Here is a 22,041-nt window from a genome sequence, read left to right on the forward strand (position 1 = left end):
ACCGCGCAGTAGCCCGCCATGCGGTGTCCTTTCTGCGGCCACGCCGAAACCCAGGTTGCGGAAACCCGGGTTTCGGAGGATGGCGACTTCATCCGCCGGCGCCGGCGCTGCGCCGGTTGCGACAAGCGATTCACCACCTATGAGCGCGCCGAAGTCAGCTTTCCCGCGGTGGTCAAGAAGGACGGCCGGCGCACCGAGTACTCACCTGCCAAACTGCGTTCGTCTTTCGCACTGGCACTGCGCAAACGGCCCGTCAGCACCGAGCAAATGGATGCGGCCATCGAGCGGGTCGAGGAAAAGCTGCTCAACCTGGGTGTGCGCGAGATTCCATCGCAGTCCATTGGCGAACTCGTGATGCGCGAGTTGAAGAAGCTCGACAAAGTCGCCTACGTACGGTTCGCAAGCGTCTACCGCAGCTTTGCCGACATCGAGGAATTCAAGACTTTGGTCGACGAAGTGAAACGCTGAACGAATTCTCGGAATCGTATGCAAAGCTATCCAGCGTGAACTTTGCGCGTTGTTTGTAAGCAATTGCATCTCTAGACTGCCCTCATGCCATTTGCATTGAGAGGCTGTCATGACCTTATTCCTTCTGCCCATTGGCGCGCGACGCGCCGTTGTCGGCATGACCTTGGTCGAAACCATGGTCTGCCTGCTCATCGTGGGCGTGCTGGCCTCGCTGGCCGGGCCAGCGTTCCGTGACATCCTCTTGCGCCAACGCATTGCGACGGTGCGCAGCGATCTGACCACGGCGATGCAGTGGGCGCGCTGGGAAGCATTGCGGCGCAACGCGCCGGTCGTGTTGCAGCGGCGCAGCGACTGTGCGGCGCTGCTCCGGACGCCAAACGATTGGGACTGCGGTTGGGACGTGGTCAGCGCCGCTTCGGGAGAGGCGCAGACGTTGCAAACGTTCGTCCCGCCTTCCGGCGTGCGGCTGACCCATGCGGGCGGCGGCAGCATCTTGGAGTTCGGTCGCAACGGCATGCCCACCTTGGTGGCCCACAAATTCATCATCGGTCACACGGCCGAGGCCGCTTCGTCGACCACCGTCCTGTGCATCAACCGCACCGGACGCGTGCGCACAGCCGTCGGGACGACCACATGCTGAAGCCCGCCTGTTCAGCACACCAGGCAGGCATCGGCCTGGTGGAGTCGCTGGTCGCCATGCTCGTGCTGTCGGTCGGCGTGGGCGCCCTCGCCTGGACGCAGGCACGGCAACTGGCAGATGGCCGCGATACCGCCGCCCGCAGCATGGCCGTTCTTCTGACCGAAGACCTGGCCGACCGCATGCGCTTCAACCGCGGCGCTGCCGCGGACGGCAGCTACCAATTGAGGTGGAGCGAGCATCCGCCATCGGCAGATTGCCGCAGCGCGCCCTGCTCCAGCGCCAGCCTGGCGCGCGCCGACCTCTTTGCGTGGCGAGAGGCCCTGGCGCAGGCGCTGCCCGGCAGTGACGCGCAAGTGTTCATCGCTGGCGAGACCCGCCGCCAAATCGGCATCGCCATCTCGTGGGCCGCGCCGGCTACGGCCCAGCCATTGCCGCCTATCGGCATCGCTTGCCCACCACAGAGCAACTGCCATGTCACCTACGTCCCGATCTGACAGACAGGGCGGCCGCATGCTGCTCGAACTCATGGTGGCGCTCGGACTGGGCATGGGGGTCTTGCTGGCTGCCCTGGGCACCCTGGCATTCGTGCAAGCCAGTGCCGCCGTCCATGGCGACGCGCTGCGGCTGCAGCAGCGTGCAGACATCGCGCTGCGCGACATCGGCCGCCAACTGCGCCAGGCTGGCGCCATCGACCTCATGGACAACGGCGACGGAACGGTGCGCTTCAGCAGCGTATTCGACGGACATGCCGCAAGCGGCTACGCCATCCAGGGAGAAGACGGCCGGCAAGGCAAGCCCGACATCTTGAGCGCCAGCCACCAGGACGATGGCGAGGCACGCGATTGCCTTGGCAACCGCCCGGACGCCGCGGCGCAGGGCATTCGGATGGACAGCCGCTTTTCCGTCGCCGATGGCAGCCTGCGCTGCCTGGGCGCCCATGCTGCCAGCGGCAGCCAGGTGATCGTGGACGGCGTCGAAGACTTCCAGGTGCTTTATGGCATCCGATCGGCGGGTGCAGGCGGAACCCAGTTCCGGTTCGTCGACGCCGACGGCGTTGCCGGGCACTGGGGTGACGTGGCTGCCGTCCAGGTGTGCCTGCAGCTGCGCAGCGAAAGCCACCACCCGCAGGCAGCCGGCGTGCGCAACTGCCAAGGCCGTGACCAAGCGGCAGACGGACGGCTGCGCCGCGTGGCGTACGCAACGTTCAGTCTGCGCAACCTCCACTGATGCCATGAAACGCTCCCTGCAACACCGCGGCATCGCCCTGCTCGGCGTGATGGTGACGCTGGTGCTCGCCGGCCTGGCGGTGCTGGCCAGCGCACGCGCCGGACTGCTGCACGAGATGATGGCCGGTCACCAGGCCGACCGCTTGCGCGCACAGGCCATGGCCGAGGCCCTGCTTCTGGATGCCGAAGCCGACATCCTCGGGCGTCGCGGCGATGCGCCCTGCCGCCCCAGTGCCGTGGAACCGCAGCGCACCGCGCCCGGCTTCGTCGGCTGCCGGGAGCGAGGAACCGCATCGGTCGCAACGGCGCCGTACTTTCCCCAAAGCACCGAAGAGTTCGAAGAGGTGCGGGCCCTGCTCCAGGTCAGTGCAGCCGTGCCCTGCCGCGACGGCATCTGCGCGCCCACCAGCCTGGGGGCCATGGCCCGCACCGGGGAGTTGCCGCCAGCGCTCGGTGCCCGTTACGGACAGTTCACCCAATGGAGCCAACCCACGGTGGGGGACGCACCGCCCGAGCGCGGCGTACGCGGCTGGTACTGGGTCGAGATCTTCCAGTTCCGCGGCGATGGGACCGCGCCCGCTGCCCTGCAGCATGTCCTGCCAGACCCGGCGCGCCCGTTGGTCTACCGCATCACCGCGCTGGCCGAGGGGCACAAGCCTGGCACGCAGGTGGTGCTGAAGAGCCTGTTCGTCCCCTATCCCAGGAGTCAGCTGCAATGACCACGCCGATGCTTCGCGCCTGTGCCGCCTTCCTCATGGCGCTGGCCGCCACGGCAGCCGCCGAACCCACGGCCAGCGCCGTCGCAGCCGCCTCGGGAAGCGCGGCCCAGGGCCGGCAGGTGTTCGTCGGGTGGTATGACGCCTCGACCGGCACAGGGGATGTACAGGCACTGGACAGCCCTGCAGCAACGCATCCACGCTGGAGCGCTGCGGCCCAACTGCAGGGCATGTCGCCTACCTCACGCACCTTGGTCAGTGCCGGCGCGGAGCGCAACAGCGCCGGATGGAATGCATTGGCAGACCAATACGGCGCACTCCCATTGGGCGCAGTGCGCAATGCGAACCTGTGGTTCCTGGCGGGACGGGCCGGCGCAGCCCCGCGCAGGGCCATGGTCTACGCAGGCGCCAGCGACGGCCTGCTGCACGGCTTTGCCGCTGATGACGGCAGCGAACAGTTGGCCTACGCGCCGCGCCGGTTACAAGGCCGGGCCGGCGCCGGCTCCGTATCCGTCGATGGCCCTGTGTTCGGCGGCGAGGCGCCGGTCGGACCGCAGGGCGAGCTGCGCAGCCTGCTGATCGCCGGGCTCGGCGCAGGTGGACGCGGTTTCGTGGTGCTGGACGTGAGTGCACCCGACCGCTTCGCCTCGGCACGCGCGGCTGACCTCGTCGTGGCAGACACGACCGATGGCGCCGATGCCGACATCGGCCAACTGCACGCCCCTGCCGTGCTCGATGACGCAGACACCAACCGCGCCCGCCATGTCGTGCAAATGGCCAACGGCCGTTGGGCGCTGGTGATCGGCAACGGCTATTTCAGCGGTGCAGGGCGGCCGGTCCTGCTCGTGCAATACCTCGACCGATCCCGCGAACTGCTGCGCCTGTCGCCCTGCATGGCAGGTGCACCGTGCATCGATGCAGGAAACAACGGCCTGGCCATGCCACGGCTGCTCGACACCGATGGCGATGGCCGCGTGGACCTGGCCTACGCGGGCGATCTGCGGGGACAGCTATGGCGCTTCGACCTGGGCGGGGCCGAAAGCAGCTGGCGTGCAAACCGGATCTTCAGCGCCTGCGACGCGCAGGGCCGTCGCCAGCCCATCACCACGGCGCCGTACGCGCTGCCGCACCCGTCGGGCGGATGGATGCTGGTGCTTGGCACCGGTCGCCATCTGCAAAACCAGGATGGCCCCATGACCGACACGCAATCGCTGTACGGCTTGCACGACCGCGGTCCGTCCGACCCACTGCAGCCCGACGAAGCAGGTTGCCGCCGCCCCGACACCTTGGTGGCGCTGGCATATGGTGAAGCCACTGCCGTGCAGGGCACCGACTACCACACCATCCGCAGCATGGCGCAGACCGACCGCGCGCAGCAACGTGGCTGGTGGGTCGACCTGCCGCATGCCGGCCAACGCGTTCTGCACAACCCCCAGGCATTCGAAGGTTACAAGCTCCTCGTGCGCAGCGTCGTGCCGGCCGGGGGCGCACAGCAGCCGCGCACCGCCGGGCGCGCCTGGTTGTCGGTCCTGAACATGTTGACAGGACTGGCCCCGGCCCAGACGCCATTCGTGCTGACCGACACCACGCTGCAACCTCAGCCATTCGCCATGTCGGACGCAGCGGACGGACCCGCGCTGCTGGTGCGTCGGCCCGGCGAAGCCTGGTTGCGCTTTGCCAACGGCACGCAGTTGACGCTGCGCACCGGCACCACCGTGGGCGCGCGTGCCGGCTGGCGCGAACAGCCTTGAACGATCCCCGACAATCCGGCGCGTGATCCCCGATTTCATGCCCGAGGCACTGGCGCTGGCCGAACAGGCGCTGACTCTGTCCAATCCCAATCCGCGCGTCGGCTGCGTGCTCAGCGACGCCCAGGGCCGTGTGCTGGGCCGCGGCTTCACGCAGCAGGCGGGCGGTCCGCACGCGGAAATCATGGCCTTGCGCGACGCGCATGCCCAGGGCCATTCGTTGGCGGGTGCCACCGCCTGGGTCACGCTGGAGCCGTGCGCCCACCACGGCCGCACCGGCCCCTGCTGCGATGCGCTGATCGCTGCCGGCGTCGCCCGGGTGGTCGCAGCCTGCGAAGACCCCAATCCCAAGGTGGCCGGCCAGGGCCTGGCCCGGCTGGCCGCCGCCGGCATCGCAGTCGAATGCGGGCCTGGCGCCGACGCCGCGCGCGCGCTGAACATCGGCTTTTTCAGCCGCATGCTGCGCGGCCAGCCCTGGGTGCGCATGAAGATCGCGGCCTCGCTCGATGGCCGCACCGCGCTGGACGACGGCCGCAGCCAGTGGATCACCGACACGCCTGCCCGCACCGACGGCCACGCCTGGCGTGCCCGTGCCTGCGCCGTGCTGACCGGCATCGGCACCGTGCTGCAGGACGATCCGCTGCTCGACGTGCGTCTGGTGCCCAGCACGCGCCAGCCGCACCTGGTTCTGGTCGACAGCCGTCTGCAGTTGCCGTTGTCTGCCCGGCTGTTCGCCCCCCGGCGGCAGCTGTTGATCTACACCGCCAGCGACGATGCGGCCAAGGCCGACGCGCTGCGCGCACGCGGTGCCACGGTCATCTGCCTGCCGGGCAAGACGCCGCAGACGGCCGCCAAGGTCGACCTGGCCGACCTGCTGCGCGACCTGGCCATGCGCGAGGTCAACGAAGTCCATGTCGAAGCCGGCACGCAGCTCAACGGCTCGCTGCTGCGCGAAGGCCTGGTGGACGAACTGCTGGTCTACCTCGCGCCGAAGCTGATCGGCCAAGGCATGGGCATGGCGCGCCTGGGGCCGCTGGCCGACCTGGTCGAGGCGCAGGCCCTGGAATGGACCAGCGTGGAACACGTAGGCCCCGACCTCCGCATCCTCGCCCGCATCCCTGGCCGCGAGCACTTCTGACCCCGCGCGCCCGTCGCAGGCGCAAAGCCTGCGAAAATGCGCGGCTATGTTCACGGGAATCATCACCGGCGTGGGGCGCATCGCCGCCGTCCACGACCTCGGCAGCTCCTCCAGCTACGGCAAGCGGCTCGTCATCGAGACGCCCGCCGACTACCTCGACGACGTGGGCCTGGGCGACAGCATCGCCCTCAACGGCGCCTGCATGACGGTCACGACGCTGGACGCGCCCGCGCTGCGCTTCACCGTCGACGTCTCGGCCGAATCGCTGGCCCGCACCGCGGGACTGGCCGAAACCGGCCGCGTCAACCTCGAGAAGGCATTGCGCGCGCACGACCGGCTCGGCGGCCACATCGTCTCGGGCCATGTCGACGGCCTGGGCCACGTGCAGCGCTTCGAGCAGGTCGGCGAAAGCTGGACGCTGGACATCCTGGCGCCCACCGAACTGGCGCGCTACATGGCGTACAAGGGCTCGGTCACGGTGCAAGGCGTCAGCCTGACGGTCAATGCCGTGGAAGACGTGGAGGGTGGCTGCATCATCCGCATCAACCTCATTCCCCACACGGTCGAGAACACCACCCTGGGCGACCTGCGCCAGGGCTCGCCCGTGAACCTGGAAATCGACACCATCGCCCGCTATGTGGAACGCATGCTGCGGCTGGGCAAGGACAACAACGCATGACATCCCCTTTCCCCGCGCCGATTTCGCCTGTGCAGGACATCGTGGCCGAGCTGCGCGCCGGCCGCATGGTCATCCTCGTGGACGAGGAAGACCGCGAGAACGAAGGCGACCTGGTGCTGGCCGCCGACCATGTGACGCCCGAGGCCATCAACTTCATGGCCCGGCATGCGCGCGGCCTGATCTGCCTGACCCTGTCGCGTGAACTCTGCGAGCGCCTGCGTCTGCCGCCGATGGTGGCGCGCAACGGCGCCAAGCACTCCACCGCCTTCACCGTCTCCATCGAAGCTGCCGAGGGCGTCACGACCGGCATCTCGGCCGCCGACCGTGCCCGCACCGTGCAGGCCGCCGTGGCCCCGAACGCGCGCGCCGAAGACCTGGTGCAGCCCGGCCACATCTTCCCGCTGCAGGCCGTGGACGGCGGCGTGCTCATGCGCGCCGGCCACACCGAGGCGGGTTGCGATCTCTCCGTGATGGCCGGCTGCAGCCCGGCCTCGGTCATCTGCGAGGTCATGAACGAGGACGGCACCATGGCCCGGCTGCCAGACCTGCAGCTGTTCGCCGCGCAGCATGGCCTGAAGATCGGCACCATCGCCGACCTGATCGAGTACCGCAGCCGCACCGAGTCGCTCGTCGAGCGCGTGGGCAGCCGCGAGATCCAGACCGCCTATGGCCCGTTCACGGCCCATGCCTACCAGGACAAGCCCAGCGCCAGCGTGCACCTGGCCCTGGTCAAGGGCAGCTGGAGCCCCGACACCAGCGTGGCCGTGCGCGTGCACGAGCCGCTGTCCGCACTCGACCTGCTGGAAGTCGACCGCTCCATGCACTCCTGGACGCTGCCGTCCAGCCTGGAGCACATCGCGCGCGAGGGCGCTGGCGTGGCCGTGCTGCTCAACTGCGGCGAGAGCGCGGCCGACCTGCTGTCCCAATTCGAGGGCACGGCCCGCGCCGCACAGGCACCCGAACGCGGCCGCATGGACCTGCGCACCTACGGCGTGGGCGCGCAGATCCTGCGCGACTGCGGCGTGCACCGCATGCGCCTCATGGGCAACCCGCGCCGCATGCCCAGCATGACCGGCTACGGCCTGGAAAGCACGGGCTACCTGACGCCCGGCCAAGACAAGGAACAAGCATGAAAGGCGCCAACCAGGGTGAACTCGCCGGCAACGATCCCCGCCTGGACGGCCGTGGCCTGTCCATCGGCATCGTGCAGGCCCGCTTCAACGCCGACATCACCGACGCATTGGCCAACGCCTGCAAGCAGGAACTGGCCGCCCTGGGCGTCGCACCCGAGCAGGTGCGCCACGAAACCGTGCCCGGTGCGCTGGAGGTGCCCACCGCGCTGCAGGCCATGGCCGCCTCGCGCCGCTACGACGCCCTGGTCGCGCTGGGCTGCATCGTGCGCGGCGAGACCTACCACTTCGAACTGGTGGCCAACGAATCGGGCGCCAGCGTGAGCCGCATCGCACTGGACCACCGCATCCCCATCGCCAACGCGATCCTGACCACCGAAAACATGGAGCAGGCCGTGGCCCGCCAGACCGACAAGGGCCGCGACGCGGCCCGCGTGGCGGTCGAGATGGCACGCCTGCTCGAACAACTGCGCCCATGACCGAACCCCAAGACGACAGCCGCCCCGAAGGCGCGCAAGGCCACCAGACCCGCACCGGCCGCACTGCCACCGGGGCGCGCAAGGCCGCGGCCAAGAATCCGCGCAGCCGCGCGCGGGAGTTCGCGCTGCAGGCGCTCTACCAATACCAGGTCGGCGGCAACGACCCCACGGCGATCGACCTGTTCACGCGCGACCTGTCGGGCTTCCACAAGGCCGACGCCGTGCACTACGACGCGCTGCTGCACGGCTGCATCCGCGAAGCCGCCGAGCAGGACGCACTGATGGAGCCGCTGCTGGACCGCAGCATGGAGCGCATCTCGCCCATCGAGCGCGCCGTCCTGTGGATCGGCATCTACGAAATGCGGCATTGCCCCGACGTGCCCTGGCGCGTGGTGCTGAACGAAGCCATCGAGCTGGCCAAGGAATTCGGCGGCACCGATGGCCACAAGTACGTCAACGGCATCCTGAACAGCCTGGCCCCCACGCTGCGCGCCACCGAGGTCGAGGCCGACCGCGGCAGGAAGAAGCCGGCCGCATGAGGATCTCGCGCCGGGCCCAGGCCATCGAACCCTTCTACGTGATGGAGGTGGCCAAGGAGGCCGCCGCGCTCGCACGCGAGGTGGCCGGCGGTTCGCAGCCCATGGTGTTCCTCAACATCGGCGAGCCCGACTTCACGGCACCGCCGCTGGTGCAGGAAGCCGCCGCACGCGCGGTGCGCGATGGCCGCACGCAGTACACCCAGGCCACCGGCCTGCCCGAACTGCGCGAGCGCATCAGCGCCTGGTATGCCGAGCGCCTGGGCGTGCAGGTGCCGGCGCGCCGCATCGTGGTGACGGCCGGGGCCTCGGCCGCGCTGCAGCTGGCCTGCCTGGCGCTGGTCGAAGCCGGCGACGAGATCCTGATGCCGGACCCCAGCTACCCCTGCAACCGGCATTTCGTGAGCGCCGCCGAAGGCCGCGCCGTGCTGCTCCCGACGACGGCCGCCGAGCGCTTCCAGCTCAGCGCCGACAAGGTGGCCGCGGCCTGGAACGCGCAGACGCGCGGCGTGCTGCTGGCCTCGCCGTCCAACCCCACCGGCACGTCCATCGCACCCGACGAACTGTCCCGCATCCACGCCCAGGTGGTGCAGCGCGGCGGCATCACGCTCATCGACGAGATCTACCTGGGCCTGTCCTACGACCCGGCCTTCGGCCGCAGCGCGCTGGCGCTGGGCGAGGACGTGGTCAGCATCAACAGCTTCTCCAAGTACTTCAACATGACAGGCTGGCGGCTGGGCTGGCTGGTGGTGCCGGACGCGCTGGTGCCGGTGGTCGAGCGCATGGCGCAGAACCTGTTCATCTGCGCCAGCACCGTGGCCCAGCACGCCGCGCTGGCCTGCTTCGAGGCCGAAAGCCTCGCGCTGTACGAGCAACGCCGTGCGGAGTTCCGCGCGCGGCGCGACTACTTCGTGCCGGCCCTCGATGCGCTGGGCCTGAAGGTGCCGGTCATGCCCGACGGCGCCTTCTACGCCTGGGCCGATTGCTCGCAGGCCTGCGAGCGCCTGGGCGTCGACGGCAGCTGGGACCTCACCTTCGCGCTGATGCGCCAGGCCCACCTCGCCGTGACACCGGGCCGCGACTTCGGCCAGGCCGACACCGGCCGCTTCATCCGCTTCTCCACGGCCAGCTCCATGGCCCACCTGCAGGAAGCCGTGGCACGCCTGCGCGCGTTGCTCGCATGACCACCGCCGCTTTCCACTTCCCCGTGCGCGTGTACTGGGAAGACACCGATGCCGGCGGCATCGTGTTCTACGTGAACTACCTGAAGTTCTTCGAACGTGCACGCACCGAATGGCTGCGCGCACGCGGCATCGGCCAGCGCGCTTTGAAGGACCAGACCGGCGGCATGTTCGTGGTCAGCGACACGCAGGTGCGCTACCTGCAGCCTGCGCGGCTGGACGATGAACTTCTGGTCACCGTGCGCGTGGAACGTTTTGGCGCTGCCTCGCTCCTACTGGCCCAGCAGGTCCTGGCAGGGCCGGCACCCGGCGGGCCTGTTCTTTGCGAGGGAAGCATCCGCATCGGCTGGGTGCAGGCCGACACCCTGCGCCCTGCGAGAATTCCGCCCTCGGTCTTGAACGTACTAGAACAAACATGAAGCCTATCCTGCGCCCGTCCGTCCGGAGTTCCCGATGAACCAGGACATGTCCATCCTGCACCTGGTGCTCAATGCCAGCTTCGTCGTCCAGTTCGTGATGGCGCTGCTGGTCTGCGTTTCCATCGCCAGCTGGGCGGCGATCTTCCGCAAGCTGTTCGCTCTCAAGAAGGTGCACGCGCTCAACGAGGAGTTCGAGCGCGACTTCTGGTCCGGCAGCAACCTCAACGAGCTGCATGCGGCCGCCACGCAGAACGCCAAGAGCGCCGGCCCCATGGAACGCATCTTCGCCAGCGGCATGCGCGAGTACCAGAAGCTGCGCGAGCGCCGCATCACCGACGCCGGCACGCTGATGGACGGCGCACGCCGCGCCATGCGCGCCAGCTTCCAGCGCGAGATGGACGTGATCGAGACCAACCTCTCGTTCATGGCATCGGTCGGATCGGTCTCGCCCTATGTCGGCCTGTTCGGCACGGTCTGGGGCATCATGCACGCCTTCACGGGCCTGGCCAGCATGCAGCAGGTGACGCTGGCCACCGTGGCGCCCGGCATCGCCGAAGCGCTGGTGGCCACGGCCATCGGCCTGTTCGCCGCGATCCCGGCCGTGGTGGCCTACAACCGCTTCGCACGCGACATCGACCGCACGGCGATCCGGCTGGAGACCTTCATCGAAGAGTTCTGCAACATCCTGCAGCGCAACGTGGCGACGCAATCGCCATCCGGGCACTGACATGCCCGGAACGATCTCCCGGGGCCGCGGCCGCCGCACCATGAACGAGATCAACATGGTGCCCTTCATCGACGTGATGCTGGTGCTGCTGATCATCTTCATGGTCACCGCCCCCATGGTCACGCCCAGCCTGATCGACCTGCCCAGCGTCGGCAAGGCCGGCCGCCAGCCCGACAAGATCATCCAGGTCGTGATCGGCAAGGACGAGCGGCTGGAGGTCAAGGGCGGCGACAGCACCCAGCAGGTCTCCCAGCGCGAGCTGGCGGCCGCCGTCAAGCGCGCCCAGGGCGAGGACACGAACGCACCCGTGGTGATCAGCGCCGACCGCAACGTGAAGTACGAGACGGTGGTGAAGGCCATGGACGCGCTGCAGCGCGCCGGCGTCGCGCGCGTGGGCCTGTCGGTGCAACTCGGCGGGCAGTAGGCGCGGGCAGATGGCCACGTTGACCCACGCTGCACTGGACCCGTCCAGCCTCGCGCCACCGCAACAGGGCGGCCTGCTGCGCTCCATCGGCCTGGCGCTGGTGGCGCATGCGCTGTTGATCGCCGCACTGACCTGGGGCGTGAACTGGAAGTCGCAGGAAACCCCGGCCGTCGAGGCCGAGATCTGGTCGTCCGTGCGCCAGCAGGCAGCGCCACGTGCGGTCGAGCCGCCGGCCGTGCAGCCTGAACCCCAGCCACCCAGGCCCGAGCCACCGAAGCCCGAACCCAAGGTGGAGCCGCCGCCGACACCACCGGCGCCGCCCAAGGTGGCACCGCCACCGGACACCAGCGTGCGCGACGCGCAGATCGCGCTCGAACGCGAGAAGCAGGAACGCGAACGCAAGGAGCGCGAGCGCGACCTGGCCGAGCGGCGCGAGCAACAGAAGAAGGCCGCCGCCGAGAAGCAACGCCAGGAAGACCTGGCCGAAGCCAAGCGCGAAGCCCAGCAGAAGGCCGAGGCCCAAAAGAAGCTCGAAGCCCAGAAGAAGGCGGAAGCGCAGAAGAAGGCCGATGCCGAGGAACGCAAGGCCGCCGAGGCCGCCGAAGCCAAGCGCAAGCAACAGCAGCAACAACAGCAGGCCGCCGCCAAGGCGGCCGACGAGAAGGCCGCCGAAGCCCGCCGCCAGGAGAACATCCGCCGCATGCAGGGCATGGCCGGCGCCAGCGGCGGGCCCACCGCCACGGGCAGCGCGCTGCAGTCCAGCGGCCCGTCGGCCAGCTACGGCGCGCGGGTGGCCGCACGCGTGCGGCCCAACATCGTGTTCCCCGACAGCGTGCAGGGCAACCCGAGCGCCGAGGTCGAGGTGCGCAGCGCACCGGACGGCACCATCGTCGGCAAGCGCCTGGTCAAGTCCAGCGGCAACAAGGCCTGGGACGACGCCGTGCTGCGCGCCATCGACAAGACCGAGACCATGCCGCGCGACACCGACGGCCGCGTGCCTTCGCTGATGACCATCAGCTTCCGCCCCAAGGACAACTGAGGGCGTGTCGCTTCGACGGGGCGGCAGCCGGCTGCGGCGCCCACGCCGCTCAGGCGGTGGGCGGGGCCTTCTGCTCGCGCAGCCAGCGCCATAGCGTCGACCGGCTCACGCCGAGCAGCCGCGCGGCTTCCAGGCGGTTCTGCCCTGCGTTCCTCATGGCCTCGGCCACGCGCTCGGCCTGCGTCGCGGCCGGCAACGCCGGCGCCAGCACGCCGCGCGCGCCCGCGAACAGCTCGGGGCATTCGGCACGCAGTTCGCTGCAGTCCGCCTCGGGCGGCCGGTCCACCGCGCTGAAGAACACCGCCAGCCGCTCGCAGATGTTCTGCAGTTCGCGCACGTTGCCCGGCCAGTCGTAGCTGTACAGGGCGGGCAGCACAGGCCCCAGCATGGCGCCCGCGTCGCGCCGCACGCCAAGACGGCCCAGGCCCCGCTGCACCATCTGCACCGCCAGCGCCGCAATGTCTTCGCGCCGCTCGCGCAGCGGTGGCAGCGGCAGCCGCAGCGTGTTCAGCCGGTAGAACAGGTCTTCGCGGAACTGCCGCTGCGCGACGCGTTCGGCCAGGGGCTGGTGGGTGGCGGCGATGACGCGCAGGTCCACCGGGATGGCGCTGCTGCCCCCGAGCCGCGTCACCTCGCGCTCCTGCAGCACGCGCAACAGGCGGCTCTGCAGCGCCATCGGCATGTCGCCGATCTCGTCGAGGAACAAGGTGCCGGTGTGCGCCGCCTCGACCAGGCCGCGCTTGCCGCCACGGCGCGCGCCGGTGAAGGCGCCCTCCTCGTATCCGAACAGTTCGCTTTCGAGCAGCGATTCCGGGAACGACGCGCAGTTCACCGCGATGAATGGACGGGCCGCGCGCGCGCTCTCGTTGTGGATGGCCTGGGCAAACAACTCCTTGCCGGTGCCGCTCTCGCCCGTCAACAGCACCGTCAGGTCGGTGCGCGCGAAGCGCCGCGCCGCCTGCACGGCGCGCTGGAAGGCAGGCGCCTCGCCCACCAGGCCACCGAAGTCATGGCGCGCCGTGGCCTGGCGCCTGCGCTGCTGCAGGCGCAGGCTGGTGTCGGCCGCCTCGATGTCGCGGGCGTCGTACAGCATCAGCGCGGCGCCCACAGGGCTGCCCTGCTCGCGGATCGGCGTGCGGTGGGCGATCCAGTCGCGCTGCCCGAAGCGCAGCACCGCGCCGCGCTCGGCCACGCCGCGTTGCAGCGTGGCCTGCAGCGACAGCTCGGGCTCCACCTGCTCCAGCGCGCGGCCGAGCAGGCCTTCGGCCGGCAGGCCCAGCAGCGCCTGCATGGGTGGATTGACCGCCGTGATGCGGTGCAACCCGTCGACGGCCAGCACGGCCTCCTGCAGGTTGTCCAGCACGCCGTGCAGCAGTTCGTAGCGGCTGGCCTCCAGGCGCGCCACCCGCGCCAGTTCGATCGCGTCATCGATGCCGCGGCGCACCGAGGCCAGCGAATACGCCAACAGTCCCGCCAGCCCGCACTCCTCGGCCAGTTCCACCACCAGGCTGGAACCGATGATGACGCGGTAGCCCTCGCGGCGCAGTTGTTCGAAGCGCTCGCGCGCGTCGGCCGGCGTGTGGTAGGCGTACTGCTGCACCTCCACGTTCAGCAGCCCCTTGACCGCGTCCAGCTCCGGGATGGTCTGGCCGTACATCACGATGCCCACCCGGTCGGCGATGCGCCGGGCCCGGATCAGGGCCTGCAGCAGGTCGAAGCCGGTCAGCTGGATCGTGGCCACGGGCGCCTGCAGCCCCTTGCGCAACACGCTGGCGTTGGAGCCAGCGCTGACGAAGGCATCCACCTGCCCTCGGGCCAGGCGTTCGCGCGCCAGCATCAGCGCGTCGGTGAACACGCCGTCGACCAGCTCGATGTCGGCCCGGTCGTGGTACTCGGCGATCACGGGCATGGCGAACTGCCTGATGTGCCGGTAGCTCATGAAGCACAGCCGCGGCTTGAACGGCTGCAGGGCGGCGGGGGCGACGTTCGATGGCATCGCACCAGTGTCGCACGGACGTTGCACGACAGTCGCATGCAACATGGAGCAGCCCGGCCCACCGGTAAATCTTCAATCGAATCAACGCCCTCGCCGGGTTTGGACGCTTGGCATGCAAGCTGCAATCGGGCTGGTACCGACAACCAGGAGACAGCCCCTTGGCACTTGAGCACATCACCGTCCTTGACCTCACCCACATGCTGTCCGGCCCCTACGGCACCATGCTGCTGGCCGATCTCGGCGCCCGGACCATCAAGGTCGAGCCCCCCGGCACCGGCGAAGGCACGCGCCGCCTGCTGGAGCACGACCCGGACTACGCGCGCGACGGCATGGGTGCCTACTACCTGACGCTCAACCGCAACAAGCAAAGCGTCTGCGTCGACCTGAAGAGCCCCGCGGGCAAGGCCGTCTTCATGGACCTGGTGCGGCATGCCGACGTGGTGTTCGACAACTTCAGCGTGGGCGTTCCCGCGCGGCTGGGCATCGCCCACGCCGACCTGGCCCAGGTCAACCCGCGCATCATCACCTGCTCGGTGACCGGCTTCGGCGAGACCGGGCCCGAAACCCAGCGGCCCGCATTCGACCAGGTCGTGCAGGCCATGGGCGGCGGCATGTCGATCACCGGCACGCCGGAAAGCGGCCCCACGCGCAGCGGCATTCCGATCGGCGATTTGGGCGGCGGCATCTTCGGCGCCATCGGGGTGCTGGCGGCCCTGGCCGAACGCGAGCGCAGCGGCGTCGGCCAGCATGTCGACGTCTCCATGCTGGACGCGCAGATCTCGCTGCTGAACTACATGGCCACCATGCACCTGCTGTCCGGCCACGTGCCGGGCGGCATCGGCAACGGGCACTTCGTGCACGTGCCCTACAACAGCTACCCCACGGCCGACGGCCACGTCATCGTGGCCTGCATCGGCGACCCGTTCTTCGAGCGCTTCGTCGAGTTCATCGACCTGCCCGCGCTGCGCGACCCGGCCTACCGCAAGCAGCCCGTGCGCTTCGCCGCCAAGGCGCAGATCGACGCCCTGATCGCCGACGCCTTCCGCCAGCACGGCACCGCGCACTGGCTGGAGCGCCTGCGCGCGGCGCGCATCCCGTGCGGACCCGTCAACAACTTCGCGCAGGCCCTGGCCGACAGCCAGGTGCAGGCGCGCGACATGGTGGTGCCGGTGCAGCTCAAGACCGGCGAGACCGTGCGCATGCCCGGCAACCCGGTCAAGCTGTCCAACGCGCGGGCCAGCACCTACACCTGCCCGCCGGCTCTGGGCGAAGACACCGACGCGGTGCTCACGCAGCTGCTGGGCTATCCGCACGACAAGCTGGCCGCGCTCAAGAGCGCCGGCGTGGTGGCCTGAGGTGGAGCGCACGATGGAACGGATCCACATCACCGACGTGGCGCCGCGCGACGGCCTGCAGAACCAGCAGGTGCCGGTGTCGACCGACGCCAAGCTCCAGCTGATCCGCCTGCTGGCGGCGGCCGGCGTGCAGAGCGTGGAAGCCACGAGCTTCGTCTCGCCCAAGGCCGTGCCGCAGATGGCGGACGCCGGCGACCTGGTGCCGCGCCTGCACGCGGCATTGCCGCAGTTGCGCACGTCGGTGCTGGTGCCCAACCTCAAGGGCCTGGAGCGTGCGCACGCGGCCGGAGCGCAGGAGATCGCGGTCGTGCTCTCGGCCACCGAGACCATGAACCGCAAGAACATCAACATGGGGCTGGAGCAGGCCACCGAGGTCAGCGCGCAGACGCTGGCCGAGGCCCGGCGCCTGGGCCTGCGCACGCGGGCCTACGTGGCGGTGGCCTTCGACTGCCCCTTCGAGGGCCCGACCGCGCTGACGGCCGTGCAGGCCAGCTGCGCACGCATGCTGGAGGCCGGCGCCGGCGAGATCGTGGTGGCCGACACCATCGGCTCGGCCGCGCCGGGCCAGGTGCGCCAGCGCCTGGGCGCGCTCGCCGGCACGGTACCCATCGAACGGCTGGCCGTGCACTTCCACGACACGCGCGGCATGGGCGTGGCCAATGCCTGGGCCGCGCTGCAGGCGGGCGTGCGCCGCTTCGACGCCAGTGCCGGCGGCATCGGCGGATGTCCCTTCGCCCCCGGAGCGGCCGGCAACGTCGCCACGGAAGACCTGGTGCTGATGGCCGAGCAGAGCGGCTTTGCCACCGGCATCTCGCTGCCCGGGCTGCTGGAAGCCATCGACTTCGCCCAGGACCAGCTGCAACGGCCGCTGGGCGGGCGCGCCATCACCTGGCTGCGCAGGCAGCGCGACAAGGCGCTCGCCAGCACGTCCTGAAGCCTGCGCGCGCACCGGCCGCACCGGCGCACTGCCGCTGCGCGCGAACGGCGTGGCCGGCACGCGCGACCGCCCCCTCTCGACAACAACGACCGGAGACCTATGCAACCCCCATCGCAGCCCCGCACCGCCCGGCCAGCGCCGCCCAGCCCCGTTCGCCAGCGCCGCGCCGTGCTGTCCGCCCTGGCCGCATCGCTGGCCTGGCCGCTGGCCGGACCGGCGCAGGCCCAGGCGGCCTACCCCGCCAAGCTCGTCACGCTGGTCATCCCCTACTCGCCCGGCGGCGGCACCGACATCGTCGGCCGCATGGTGGCCCAGCGCCTCAGCGAGCTGTGGGGCCAGTCCGTGGTGGTCGACAACCGTCCGGGCGCCAACGGCGTGATCGGCACCCACCACGTGGCCAAGGCCGCGCCCGACGGCTCGACGCTGCTGCTGGTGGTCGGCTCGCACGCCATCAACCCGGTGCTGATGAAGTCCATTCCCTACGACACGGCCAAGGCCTTCACGCCGATCACCGTGCTGGCCCGCTCGCCGATGGTGGTGGTCGCGTCCACCAAGGGGCCCTACAAGGACCTGCCAGGCGTGCTGGCCGCCGCGCGCAAGGAAGAAGTGGCCTACGGCTACTCGGAAGGGCAGACGCGCCTGACCGGCGAGATGCTGCGCCAGGCCGGCAACCTCAAGCTCACGGGCGTGCCGTACAAGGGTGGCGCGCCCATCATGGTGGACGTGATCGGCGGCCACCTGCCGCTGGGCGTGACCAGCGTGCTGACCGCGTTGCCGCACGTGAACGCCGGCACGCTGCGCGTGGTGGCCACGGTCGCCGACCAGCGCCTGCCGCTGTTCCCGGACGCCATGACGCCCAGGGAGGCAGGGCTGCAAGGCGTGGAGTCGTTCAGCTGGTATGGCCTGTTCGGCCCCGCCGGCATGCCGCCTGCCATCGTCGAGCAGATCATCCGCGACCTGCGCAAGGTCACGGCCGAGCCCGCCGTGGCCAAGCAGATCCAGGACCAGGGCGCGGCCGTCGTGCTGAGCCCGCCGGACGAGTTCCGCCGCTTCCTGGACAGCGAACTCGCCAAGTGGGCGCAGGTCGCCCAGCGCGGCGGCATCCAGCCCGAATGAACGAACACCCCCAAGGAGGAGACATCCCATGCAACGACGCACCGCCCTGGCTGCCGGCATCGCCGGCGCCGCACTGCTGACCCAGGGCCCGGCCCTGCGCCTGGCCCAGGCCCAGGGCTATCCCGCCAAGCCGATCCGGCTGGTGGTGCCCTTCTCCCCGGGCGGCGTCTCGGACACCGCCGCGCGCGTGGTGGCCGAGAAGCTCGGCCAGCAACTGGGCCAGCAGGTCATCGTCGACAACAAGCCCGGCGCCTCCGGCAACATCGGCACGCAGCAGGTGGCGCAGGCCGAGCCCGACGGCTACAACATCGTGCTGGGCTACGACGGCACGCTGGTCATCAACCCCCACCTGCAGCGCGTGCCCTTCGACACGGTCAAGGACTTCGCCCCGGTCGGCAAGATCGGCGACGCCGTGCTGATCATCGTCGTCAACCCCAAGCTGCCGGTGCGCACCTTCGCCGAGCTCGTGGCCTACGCCAAGGCGCAGCCGGGCGGCCTGTCGTACGGCAGCGCGGGCACCGGCAGCACGCCGCACCTGGCCGGCGAGCTGCTCAAGCAGCGCACCGGCATTGCGCTGACGCACATTCCCTACAAGGGCGGTGGCCAGGCCATGGGCGATGTCGTCGGCGGCACGCTGCCCATGCTCTACACCGCAGTGGCCGGCGCGCTGCCGTTCGTGAAGAACCAGCAGCTGCGCGCCATCGCCGTCTCCAGCGCGGCGCGCGTGCCCTCCATGCCCGACGTGCCCACGCTGATCGAGTCCGGCGTGAAGGACTTCGTGTTCGACTCCTGGGTCGGCCTGATGGCACCGGCCCGCACGCCGCGGCCCGTCATCGACCGGCTCAACCAGGCCCTGCAGGCCGTGCTGCGTGCGCCCGACACGCGCGACCGGCTGCAGACCATGGGTGTCATCCCCACACCCGGCACGCCCGAGGCGTTCGGCCAGCAGATCGCCGCCGACCTCGAGAAGAACCGCGCCGTGGTCCAGGGCGCGCAGATCAAGATCGAGTGACCGGAACCCCCATGCCCACCTTGTTCGATGCGATCTGGGCCGCCCACGTGGTGGCCCGCAACGACGCCGGCGAAGACCTGGTCTACATCGACCGCCACCTCGTGCACGAGGTGTCCAGCCCGCAGGCCTTCGCCGGCCTGGCCGCGGCCGGCCGCCCGCTGCGCTCGGCACAACGCCACCTGGCGGTGCAGGACCACAACGTGCCCACCACGCCGGACCGCCTGCAGGCCATCCCCAACGCCGAGAGCGCCGCGCAGATCGCATTGCTGCGCAGCAACGCGCGGCAGTTCGGCGTGCCGCTGCTGGACCTGGACGACCCACGCCAGGGCATCGTGCACGTGGTGGCGCCCGAGCTCGGCCAGGTGCTGCCGGGCAGCACCGTGGTCTGCGGCGACTCGCACACCGCCACGCTGGGCGCCTTCGGCGCCATCGCCTGGGGCATCGGCACCTCGGAGGCCGAGCATGTGATGAGCACCCAGTCCCTGTGGCTGCGCAAGCCCGGCACGCTGGGCATCCGCGTGGACGGGGCGCTGCCCGCCGGCGTCTGTGCCAAGGACCTGGCGCTGGCCATCATCCACCGCATCGGCACCAGCGGCGGTGTCGGCCAGGCCATCGAGTACACCGGCGCGGCCGTGCGTGCGCTGTCCATGGAAGGCCGCATGACCCTGTGCAACATGACGATCGAGGCCGGTTCGCGCTTCGGCATGGTGGCCCCGGACGCGACCACCATCGACTACCTGCGCACCCGCGTACAGGGGCCCGCGCGACAGCACTTCGACACCGCCGCCCAAGCCTGGCTGGCGGCAGCCCATGCCGCCGGCGGCGGGCATGCACGCACGGTGCAGGTGGACGCCGGCGCCATCGGCCCGCGCGTGACCTGGGGCACCACGCCCGCCGACAGCGCGGGCTTCGACGGCCACGTGGCCGACCCGTCCAGCGTGGCCGACGCGGCCGAGCGCACGCGGCTGGCCGGCGCCCTCGCCTACATGGGCCTGGTGCCGGGCCAGGCGATCGCCAGCATTCCCGTGGACGTGGCCTTCATCGGCTCGTGCACCAACGGGCGCATCGAAGACCTGCGCGCGGCCGCCGCCGTGCTGCAGGGCCGCCGCATCGCGGCCGGGGTGCGCGGCCTGGTCGTGCCCGGTTCGAGCAGCGTCAAGCGCCAGGCCGAGGACGAAGGCCTGGCCCAGCGCTTCGTCGACGCCGGCTTCGAGTGGCGCGCCTCCGGCTGCTCCATGTGCGTGGGCATGAACGGCGACAACCTGGCGCCGGGGCAGCGCTGCGCCTCCACCTCCAACCGCAACTTCGAGAACCGCCAGGGCCCGGGTGGCCGCACCCACCTGATGAGCCCGGCGGCCGTCGTGGCATCGGCGCTGCGCGGGCGGCTGACCGACCCGCGGGAGGTGCAGCCATGAAGAAGGCCGTCCACGCCGTCGCCGGCCCCACCGCCGTCCTGCTGCGCGACGACATCGACACCGACGCGCTGCTGCCCGCCGAGTTCCTGAAAGTGACCACGCGCACCGGCCTGGGCCGCTGCCTGTTCGCCGACTGGGTGCGCGCGGGCCATCCGGAGGTGGCCTTCGTCGCCGCCGGGCGGCCCGTGCGGGTGCTGGTCGCCACGCGCAACTTCGGCTGCGGCTCCTCGCGCGAGCACGCGGTCTGGGCGCTGGCCGACTACGGCGTCGAGGCCATCGTCGCGCTGTCGTTCGGCGACATCTTCCGCAACAACTGCGCCAAGAACGACGTGGTCGCCGCCACCGTGTCGCCGCAGGTGCATGCCCGCCTGCTGGAGAGCCTGGCCGCGGCCGGCACCGCCGCGCAGTTGTCGCTGACGCTGGCCGACCTGACCTTGCACCTGCCCGACGGCCAGGCGCTGCCCTTTGCGCTGGCGCCCGGCCACGCCGAGCAGCTCACCTCGGCCGAGGACGACATCGCGCGCACGCTGCGGCTGGACGACGCGCTGCGCGCCCACGAAGCCCGCGTGGCATGCGACACCCCCTGGCTGCTGCCGCAGTCCTGATCCATCCACTGAACCAACGGACACCCGAATGGCCAACCCCATCCTTCGCCAGAAGCTCGACGCCGGCAACTACTTCACCGTTCCCGGCGTGCAGGACATGATCGCCGCCGTGGTGGCCGACAAGGTCGGCTTCGACATCGTCTACGGCTCGGGCTACTGGCTCACGGCCTCCAGCCTGGGCTTGCCGGACGCCGGCATCGCCACCTACACCGAGATGGTGGACCGCATGCGCACGCTGGTGCGCACCAGCAAGGCGGCCGTGATCGCGGATGCCGACACCGGCTACGGCGGCCTGCTCAACGTGCACCACACCGTGCGCGGCTACGAGGCGGCCGGCGTCACCGCCATCCAGCTGGAAGACCAGGAATTCCCCAAGAAGTGCGGACACACGCCCTTCAAGCGCTGCATCCCGACCGAGGACATGGTGCAGAAGATCCAGGTGGCGGCCGAGGCGCGCGAGGACAAGAAGAACTTCCTCATCATCGCGCGCACCGACGCGCGCGCAGGCGATGGTGTGGATGCCGCGCTGCGCCGGCTCGAAGCCTACGCGCGCGCAGGTGCCGACGTGCTGTTCTTCGAGGCGCCGCAATCCGAGGAGGAGATGCGCCGCGCCTGCGAGGCCTTCGACCTGCCGATGATGGCCAACCTCTCCAACGGCGGCAAGACGCCCATGCTGCCGGCGCAGACGCTGGCCGAGATCGGCTACGCCTTCGGCATCTACCCGGCGCTGACCAGCCTGTCGGCCGCCGCGGCCATGGAGCAGGCACTGCGCACGCTGAAGGACACCGGCAACGGCGACGCCCCGGGCCAGCCGCTGTTCGGCTTCCAGGACTTCTGCGAGCGCATCGGCTTCGAGGAGGTCTGGGCGTTCGAGCGGCGCTGGGCGCGCTGAGCCCCCGCAGGCGCGTGCCCCTGCGTCGCACGGGCGTTGCATGCGACAGCAGCGCACGTCGCATGGAAACAGCCGGCCGCACCTCCGCGCCCGCGCAAGCGCCGCAAGCTACAAAAACCGGAGCGGCATAGCGAGTCCACACAGGCTTTCCAGGCGCTCGCGC

General features: G+C 70.3%; 24 protein-coding genes. 23 read left to right on the forward strand and 1 reads right to left on the reverse strand.

Annotation, left to right across the window (positions count from 1 at the left end):
• Nucleotides 1–18 precede the first annotated feature (18 nt).
• From nrdR to tolA, 16 genes are all read left to right on the forward strand, one after another.
• The gene (gene nrdR, locus ASF44_RS30005; protein WP_056902900.1) at nucleotides 19–468 is read left to right on the forward strand and encodes a transcriptional regulator NrdR; all 450 of its coding nucleotides are present in this window, start codon (nucleotides 19–21) and stop codon (nucleotides 466–468) included.
• Between the two features lie 109 nt (nucleotides 469–577).
• Nucleotides 578–1,108, forward strand: coding sequence for a GspH/FimT family pseudopilin (locus ASF44_RS30010; RefSeq protein ID WP_056902901.1), 531 nt, complete (start codon nucleotides 578–580; stop codon nucleotides 1,106–1,108).
• Nucleotides 1,102–1,602, forward strand: coding sequence for a type IV pilus modification protein PilV (gene pilV / locus ASF44_RS30015; protein WP_056902902.1), 501 nt, complete (start codon nucleotides 1,102–1,104; stop codon nucleotides 1,600–1,602). The genes ASF44_RS30010 and pilV overlap by 7 nt, the downstream gene beginning before the upstream one ends.
• Before the next feature lie 16 nt (nucleotides 1,603–1,618).
• Complete coding sequence (locus ASF44_RS30020) at nucleotides 1,619–2,335, forward strand: PilW family protein (RefSeq protein ID WP_056902903.1); 717 nt, start codon at nucleotides 1,619–1,621, stop codon at nucleotides 2,333–2,335.
• Nucleotides 2,336–2,339: 4 nt separating this feature from the next.
• Complete coding sequence (locus ASF44_RS30025; protein WP_056902904.1) at nucleotides 2,340–3,053, forward strand: hypothetical protein; 714 nt, start codon at nucleotides 2,340–2,342, stop codon at nucleotides 3,051–3,053.
• Nucleotides 3,054–3,088: 35 nt separating this feature from the next.
• Nucleotides 3,089–4,801, forward strand: a complete 1,713-nt coding sequence (locus ASF44_RS30030) for a pilus assembly protein (RefSeq protein WP_162243888.1) — start codon at nucleotides 3,089–3,091, stop codon at nucleotides 4,799–4,801.
• 37 nt (nucleotides 4,802–4,838) lie between these two features.
• The gene (gene ribD, locus ASF44_RS30035; RefSeq protein ID WP_056903079.1) at nucleotides 4,839–5,936 is read left to right on the forward strand and encodes a bifunctional diaminohydroxyphosphoribosylaminopyrimidine deaminase/5-amino-6-(5-phosphoribosylamino)uracil reductase RibD; all 1,098 of its coding nucleotides are present in this window, start codon (nucleotides 4,839–4,841) and stop codon (nucleotides 5,934–5,936) included.
• A gap of 46 nt (nucleotides 5,937–5,982) precedes the next feature.
• The gene (locus ASF44_RS30040) at nucleotides 5,983–6,615 is read left to right on the forward strand and encodes a riboflavin synthase (RefSeq protein WP_056902906.1); all 633 of its coding nucleotides are present in this window, start codon (nucleotides 5,983–5,985) and stop codon (nucleotides 6,613–6,615) included.
• Entirely contained in the window at nucleotides 6,612–7,748 is a 1,137-nt protein-coding gene (gene ribBA / locus ASF44_RS30045) for a bifunctional 3,4-dihydroxy-2-butanone-4-phosphate synthase/GTP cyclohydrolase II (RefSeq protein WP_056902907.1), read from the forward strand. Before ASF44_RS30040 ends, ribBA begins: the two co-directional genes overlap by 4 nt.
• A complete protein-coding gene (gene ribH, locus ASF44_RS30050; RefSeq protein ID WP_056902908.1) occupies nucleotides 7,745–8,224 on the forward strand; it encodes a 6,7-dimethyl-8-ribityllumazine synthase in 480 nt (159 codons plus the stop codon). Before ribBA ends, ribH begins: the two co-directional genes overlap by 4 nt.
• Nucleotides 8,221–8,763, forward strand: coding sequence for a transcription antitermination factor NusB (nusB, locus tag ASF44_RS30055; RefSeq protein WP_056902909.1), 543 nt, complete (start codon nucleotides 8,221–8,223; stop codon nucleotides 8,761–8,763). The genes ribH and nusB overlap by 4 nt, the downstream gene beginning before the upstream one ends.
• The gene (locus tag ASF44_RS30060) at nucleotides 8,760–9,944 is read left to right on the forward strand and encodes a pyridoxal phosphate-dependent aminotransferase (RefSeq protein ID WP_056902910.1); all 1,185 of its coding nucleotides are present in this window, start codon (nucleotides 8,760–8,762) and stop codon (nucleotides 9,942–9,944) included. The genes nusB and ASF44_RS30060 overlap by 4 nt, the downstream gene beginning before the upstream one ends.
• Complete coding sequence (gene ybgC / locus ASF44_RS30065; protein ID WP_056902911.1) at nucleotides 9,941–10,360, forward strand: tol-pal system-associated acyl-CoA thioesterase; 420 nt, start codon at nucleotides 9,941–9,943, stop codon at nucleotides 10,358–10,360. Before ASF44_RS30060 ends, ybgC begins: the two co-directional genes overlap by 4 nt.
• Nucleotides 10,361–10,394: 34 nt before the next feature.
• Nucleotides 10,395–11,087 carry a protein TolQ gene (gene tolQ / locus ASF44_RS30070; protein ID WP_056672648.1) on the forward strand — a complete coding sequence of 231 codons (693 nt, stop codon included), beginning with the start codon at nucleotides 10,395–10,397 and terminating at the stop codon, nucleotides 11,085–11,087.
• Nucleotide 11,088: 1 nt separating this feature from the next.
• Nucleotides 11,089–11,511 (forward strand): protein TolR, encoded by a 423-nt coding sequence (gene tolR, locus ASF44_RS30075; RefSeq protein ID WP_056902912.1) that lies wholly within the window; start codon nucleotides 11,089–11,091, stop codon nucleotides 11,509–11,511.
• Between the two features lie 10 nt (nucleotides 11,512–11,521).
• On the forward strand, nucleotides 11,522–12,550 hold the full coding sequence (gene tolA / locus ASF44_RS30080; RefSeq protein ID WP_056902913.1) for a cell envelope integrity protein TolA: 1,029 nt from the start codon (nucleotides 11,522–11,524) through the stop codon (nucleotides 12,548–12,550).
• 49 nt (nucleotides 12,551–12,599) lie between these two features.
• Here the strand turns inward: tolA and prpR are convergent, their stop codons facing one another.
• Entirely contained in the window at nucleotides 12,600–14,546 is a 1,947-nt protein-coding gene (gene prpR / locus ASF44_RS30085; protein WP_056902914.1) for a propionate catabolism operon regulatory protein PrpR, read from the reverse strand.
• Between the two features lie 158 nt (nucleotides 14,547–14,704).
• On the opposite strand from prpR, the gene ASF44_RS30090 reads away from it, so the two are divergent.
• From ASF44_RS30090 to ASF44_RS30120, 7 genes are all read left to right on the forward strand, one after another.
• Nucleotides 14,705–15,901, forward strand: coding sequence for a CaiB/BaiF CoA-transferase family protein (locus ASF44_RS30090; RefSeq protein ID WP_056902915.1), 1,197 nt, complete (start codon nucleotides 14,705–14,707; stop codon nucleotides 15,899–15,901).
• Between the two features lie 13 nt (nucleotides 15,902–15,914).
• Complete coding sequence (locus ASF44_RS30095) at nucleotides 15,915–16,835, forward strand: hydroxymethylglutaryl-CoA lyase (protein ID WP_056903080.1); 921 nt, start codon at nucleotides 15,915–15,917, stop codon at nucleotides 16,833–16,835.
• Between the two features lie 102 nt (nucleotides 16,836–16,937).
• Nucleotides 16,938–17,954 carry a tripartite tricarboxylate transporter substrate binding protein gene (locus ASF44_RS30100; protein WP_056902916.1) on the forward strand — a complete coding sequence of 339 codons (1,017 nt, stop codon included), beginning with the start codon at nucleotides 16,938–16,940 and terminating at the stop codon, nucleotides 17,952–17,954.
• Nucleotides 17,955–17,982: 28 nt separating this feature from the next.
• Nucleotides 17,983–18,966, forward strand: a complete 984-nt coding sequence (locus ASF44_RS30105; RefSeq protein WP_056902917.1) for a tripartite tricarboxylate transporter substrate binding protein — start codon at nucleotides 17,983–17,985, stop codon at nucleotides 18,964–18,966.
• 11 nt (nucleotides 18,967–18,977) lie between these two features.
• Nucleotides 18,978–20,381, forward strand: a complete 1,404-nt coding sequence (gene leuC / locus ASF44_RS30110) for a 3-isopropylmalate dehydratase large subunit (protein ID WP_056902918.1) — start codon at nucleotides 18,978–18,980, stop codon at nucleotides 20,379–20,381.
• Entirely contained in the window at nucleotides 20,378–20,986 is a 609-nt protein-coding gene (leuD, locus tag ASF44_RS30115; RefSeq protein WP_056902919.1) for a 3-isopropylmalate dehydratase small subunit, read from the forward strand. Before leuC ends, leuD begins: the two co-directional genes overlap by 4 nt.
• A gap of 28 nt (nucleotides 20,987–21,014) precedes the next feature.
• Entirely contained in the window at nucleotides 21,015–21,878 is an 864-nt protein-coding gene (locus ASF44_RS30120) for an oxaloacetate decarboxylase (RefSeq protein ID WP_056902920.1), read from the forward strand.
• Nucleotides 21,879–22,041: the final 163 nt, after the last annotated feature.

Source organism: Pseudorhodoferax sp. Leaf274, assembly GCF_001422445.1.
Lineage (GTDB): Bacteria > Pseudomonadota > Gammaproteobacteria > Burkholderiales > Burkholderiaceae_C > Pseudorhodoferax.

What these genes read in the sequence shown, in the direction of transcription:
- ybgC (WP_056902911.1), top strand. Translation starts at nt 9,941, where the DNA reads ATGACCACCGCCGCTTTCCACTTCCCCGTGCGCGTGTACTGGGAAGAC.
- ribD (WP_056903079.1), top strand. Translation starts at nt 4,839, where the DNA reads ATGCCCGAGGCACTGGCGCTGGCCGAACAGGCGCTGACTCTGTCCAAT.
- leuD (WP_056902919.1), top strand. Translation starts at nt 20,378, where the DNA reads ATGAAGAAGGCCGTCCACGCCGTCGCCGGCCCCACCGCCGTCCTGCTG.
- tolR (WP_056902912.1), top strand. Translation starts at nt 11,089, where the DNA reads ATGCCCGGAACGATCTCCCGGGGCCGCGGCCGCCGCACCATGAACGAG.
- ASF44_RS30095 (WP_056903080.1), top strand. Translation starts at nt 15,915, where the DNA reads ATGGAACGGATCCACATCACCGACGTGGCGCCGCGCGACGGCCTGCAG.
- tolA (WP_056902913.1), top strand. Translation starts at nt 11,522, where the DNA reads ATGGCCACGTTGACCCACGCTGCACTGGACCCGTCCAGCCTCGCGCCA.
- ASF44_RS30120 (WP_056902920.1), top strand. Translation starts at nt 21,015, where the DNA reads ATGGCCAACCCCATCCTTCGCCAGAAGCTCGACGCCGGCAACTACTTC.
- ASF44_RS30025 (WP_056902904.1), top strand. Translation starts at nt 2,340, where the DNA reads ATGAAACGCTCCCTGCAACACCGCGGCATCGCCCTGCTCGGCGTGATG.
- nusB (WP_056902909.1), top strand. Translation starts at nt 8,221, where the DNA reads ATGACCGAACCCCAAGACGACAGCCGCCCCGAAGGCGCGCAAGGCCAC.
- prpR (WP_056902914.1), bottom strand. Translation starts at nt 14,546, where the DNA reads ATGCCATCGAACGTCGCCCCCGCCGCCCTGCAGCCGTTCAAGCCGCGG.
- ASF44_RS30030 (WP_162243888.1), top strand. Translation starts at nt 3,089, where the DNA reads ATGGCGCTGGCCGCCACGGCAGCCGCCGAACCCACGGCCAGCGCCGTC.
- ASF44_RS30040 (WP_056902906.1), top strand. Translation starts at nt 5,983, where the DNA reads ATGTTCACGGGAATCATCACCGGCGTGGGGCGCATCGCCGCCGTCCAC.
- ASF44_RS30010 (WP_056902901.1), top strand. Translation starts at nt 578, where the DNA reads ATGACCTTATTCCTTCTGCCCATTGGCGCGCGACGCGCCGTTGTCGGC.
- ribH (WP_056902908.1), top strand. Translation starts at nt 7,745, where the DNA reads ATGAAAGGCGCCAACCAGGGTGAACTCGCCGGCAACGATCCCCGCCTG.
- pilV (WP_056902902.1), top strand. Translation starts at nt 1,102, where the DNA reads ATGCTGAAGCCCGCCTGTTCAGCACACCAGGCAGGCATCGGCCTGGTG.
- ASF44_RS30105 (WP_056902917.1), top strand. Translation starts at nt 17,983, where the DNA reads ATGCAACGACGCACCGCCCTGGCTGCCGGCATCGCCGGCGCCGCACTG.
- nrdR (WP_056902900.1), top strand. Translation starts at nt 19, where the DNA reads ATGCGGTGTCCTTTCTGCGGCCACGCCGAAACCCAGGTTGCGGAAACC.
- ribBA (WP_056902907.1), top strand. Translation starts at nt 6,612, where the DNA reads ATGACATCCCCTTTCCCCGCGCCGATTTCGCCTGTGCAGGACATCGTG.
- ASF44_RS30060 (WP_056902910.1), top strand. Translation starts at nt 8,760, where the DNA reads ATGAGGATCTCGCGCCGGGCCCAGGCCATCGAACCCTTCTACGTGATG.
- ASF44_RS30100 (WP_056902916.1), top strand. Translation starts at nt 16,938, where the DNA reads ATGCAACCCCCATCGCAGCCCCGCACCGCCCGGCCAGCGCCGCCCAGC.
- ASF44_RS30020 (WP_056902903.1), top strand. Translation starts at nt 1,619, where the DNA reads ATGCTGCTCGAACTCATGGTGGCGCTCGGACTGGGCATGGGGGTCTTG.
- leuC (WP_056902918.1), top strand. Translation starts at nt 18,978, where the DNA reads ATGCCCACCTTGTTCGATGCGATCTGGGCCGCCCACGTGGTGGCCCGC.
- tolQ (WP_056672648.1), top strand. Translation starts at nt 10,395, where the DNA reads ATGAACCAGGACATGTCCATCCTGCACCTGGTGCTCAATGCCAGCTTC.